Source organism: Streptomyces sp. NPDC000345 (assembly GCF_042898825.1).
Classification (GTDB): Bacteria; Actinomycetota; Actinomycetes; order Streptomycetales; family Streptomycetaceae; genus Streptomyces.
This window is the reverse complement of record NZ_JBIAZE010000034.1, coordinates 1-3,319: the sequence shown is the minus strand read 5'-3', so window position 1 is coordinate 3,319 and position 3,319 is coordinate 1. Positions and strand designations below refer to the sequence as shown.

Here is a 3,319-nt window from a genome sequence, read left to right as displayed (position 1 = left end):
GCGTGGGTGCGCGGCATCCCGGTGGACTGGACGGCGGTGTTGGCCGGCCACGACGCCCGTACCGTCCCGCTGCCCACCTACGCCTTCCAGCGCCGCCCCTTCTGGTTCGAGCCCGACACGCCGCAGCTTGTCGCCACGACCGGCGGTGTCCAGGACCCGGCGGACGCCGCGTTCTGGGCGGCTGTCGAGGAGCAGGACGTCACAGCACTGACCTGTGTGCTCGATGTCGCCGAGGACGCCGGGCAGGAGAGGCTGGCCCAGGCGCTGCCCGTGCTGTCGGCCTGGCGACGGGGCCGCCGTGCCGCGTCCACCATCGACTCCTGGCGCTACCGCGTCGCCTGGCGGCCGACGGCCGAGCCCACCTCCACGACCCTGGACGGGACCTGGCTGGTCGTCATCCCCGCGAGCCACGCGGACGCCGAACTCGTCCGGGTCTGTCTGGAGGGTCTCGCCTCGCACGGGGCGCAGGCCGTCCCCCTGTTCGTCGACGCCTCCGACACCGACCGTGAGCGGCTGGCCGCCCTGCTGACCGAGATGGCCCAGCACAGCGGTGTCCACTCCGCCCAGTTCAGCGGGGTGCTCTCGTTCCTCGGGCTCGATGAGCACCCCTACCCCGAGCAGCCCGGACTCGCGGCCGGTCTGGTGGCCGGGCTGGCCCTGATCCAGGCGTGCGGTGACACCGGCGTACGTGCCCCGCTGTGGCTGGCCACCAGCGGAGCAGTCGCCACGGGCGACAGCGACCCGATGCGCAACCCCGTGCAGAACGGCACCTGGGGCATGGGCCGGGTCGCCGCGCTGGAGCATCCCGAGTTCTGGGGTGGCCTCGTCGACCTCCCCGAGAAGCCCGACGAGCGGACCGCCGCCCGGCTGTGCGGAATTCTCGCCGACTCCGGCGCCGAGGACCAGGTGGCCATCCGCCGTACCGGCATCCTGATCCGCCGACTGGCCCGGGTCCCCGCAGGCGCCACCGGCGCCGGTCACCGCGGCTGGACCTCGCGCGGCACCGCGCTGATCACCGGCGGCACCGGTGGCCTCGGCGGGCACACGGCCCGCTGGCTCGCCCGCAACGGCACCGAGCACCTCGTCCTGGTGAGCCGGCGCGGCGCGGACGCGCCCGGTGCCGCAGAGCTGGAGGCCGAGCTGCGCGCCCTGGGCGCCCGCGTCACCCTCGCCTCCTGCGACATCGCCGACCGGGACGCCCTGGCCGCGCTCATCGAGCGGGTCGAGGCCGACGGGCCGCCCATCCGCACCGTCGTGCACACCGCCGGCGTCGGCATCCTCATCCCGCTGGCCACCACCACGCTCCAGGAATTCGCCGACGGGGCCGAGGCCAAGCTGTCGGGCGTCGCGCATCTCGACGAACTCTTCTCCGACGACCGGCTCGACGCCTTCGTCGTCTTCTCCTCCGTCGCCGGCGTCTGGGGCAGCGGCGACCACGGTGCGTACGCGGCGGCCAACGCCTACGCCGACGCGGTCGCCGAGCACCGGCGGGCCCGCGGCCTGGCCGGTACGTCGATCGCCTGGGGCATCTGGAGCGACGAGGGCGGTGGCATGGCCCTCGACATCGTCCAGGAGCAACTGCGCTGGCGCGGCATCCCCTTCATGGACCCGACGCTCGCCGTCTTGGGCATGCAGCAGGTGCTCGACCGCGACGAGTGCTTCGTCGCCGTCGCCGACATCGACTGGGAGCGTTTCGTCCCCGTCTTCACCGCCGCACGCCCCCGCCCCCTGCTCACCGAGGTGCCCGAGGTCGCCGAGATCCTGCGCGCCGAGGAGGACCGGCACCGGCCGGACGCGTCGGCCACGGCGAGTTCCGGCCTCGTCGACCGGCTGCGCGGCCTGGCCCCCGACGAACAGCAGCAGGCCGTACTCGACCTGGTGCGCGCCCAGGTCGCCGCAGTGCTCGGGCACGGCAGCCCGAACAGCGTCGAAGTGGGCCGGGCCTTCAAGGAGTTGGGCTTCGACTCGCTGACCTCGGTCGAGCTGCGCAACCGCCTGAACGCCGCCACCGGCCTGCGCCTGCCGGTCACCGTGATCTTCGACCGGCCCACGGTCACCGCGCTGGCCCGCCACGTGCGTGAGGAACTGCTCGGAGACGCCGCGGCCCTGCCCGTGCCTGCCTTCTCCGCGGCCCCGGACCGGGGGCCCGCCGCGGACGACGACCCCGTCGTCATCGTCTCGATGAGCTGCCGCTATCCCGGCGGCGCCGACAGTCCCGAGGAGCTGTGGCAGATCCTCGCCGAGGGCCGTGACGTCATCGACGCCTTCCCCGACGACCGCGCCTGGGACCTGGAGGCCCTCTACGACCCGGACCCGGACCGCGAGGGCACCTGCTACGCCCGCGAAGGCGGTTTCGTCTACGACGCCGCCGACTTCGACCCCGGCTTCTTCGGCATCTCGCCGCGCGAGGCCGTCGCCATGGACCCGCAGCAGCGGCTGCTGCTGGAGACCTCCTGGGAGGTCCTGGAACGGGCCGGGCTCGTCCCGGAGGAACTGCGCGGCACTCCCGTCGGCGTGTTCGTGGGCGCCGCCAACCAGGGCTTCGGCGGCCTGGACAACCTGCCCGAGGGCGTTGAAGGACACATCGTCACCGGCAGCGCCACCAGCGTGCTGTCCGGCCGCGTCGCCTACACCCTCGGCCTCGAAGGCAGCGCGGTGACCATCGACACGGCGTGCTCCTCGTCTCTGGTGGCCCTGCACATGGCCGTCCAGGCGCTGCGCTCCGGCGAGTGCTCGATGGCCCTCGCGGGCGGCGTCGCCGTGATGGTCGAGCCCATCGGCTTCATCGGCTTCGCCCGCACCCGGGGCGTCGCCAAGGACGGTCGCTCGAAGGCGTTCGCCAAGGCCGCCGACGGCATGGGCCTCGCCGAGGGCGCGGGCATGGTGCTCCTGGAGCGGCTCTCGGACGCCCGCCGCAACGGGCATCCCGTGCTGGCGGTGATCCGCTCCACCGCCCTCAACCAGGACGGTGCGAGCAACGGTCTCAGCGCCCCCAGCGGCCCGGCCCAGCAGCAGGTGATCCGGGCGGCCCTCGCCAAGGCCGGGCTGTCCGCCGCGGACGTGGACGCGGTGGAGGCGCACGGCACGGGTACCACGCTGGGTGACCCGATCGAGGCGCAGGCCCTGCTGGCGACCTACGGCCAGGGCAGGGACCCGGAACGGCCCCTGTGGCTCGGCTCGTTGAAGTCGAACATCGGTCACGCGCAGGCCGCCTCCGGTGTCGGCGGTGTGATGAAGATGGTGCTGGCGTTGCAGCACGGGGTGCTTCCCCGGACCCTTCATGTCGACGAGCCGACGCCGCATGTCGACTGGTCGGCGG

1 protein-coding gene is annotated in these 3,319 nt (G+C 73.7%); it reads left to right on the top strand.

From position 1 onward, the window contains the following. Positions 1–3,319: SDR family NAD(P)-dependent oxidoreductase (locus tag ACFY30_RS39265; protein WP_390849940.1), on the top strand; the 3,319-nt coding region annotated here is incomplete at both ends.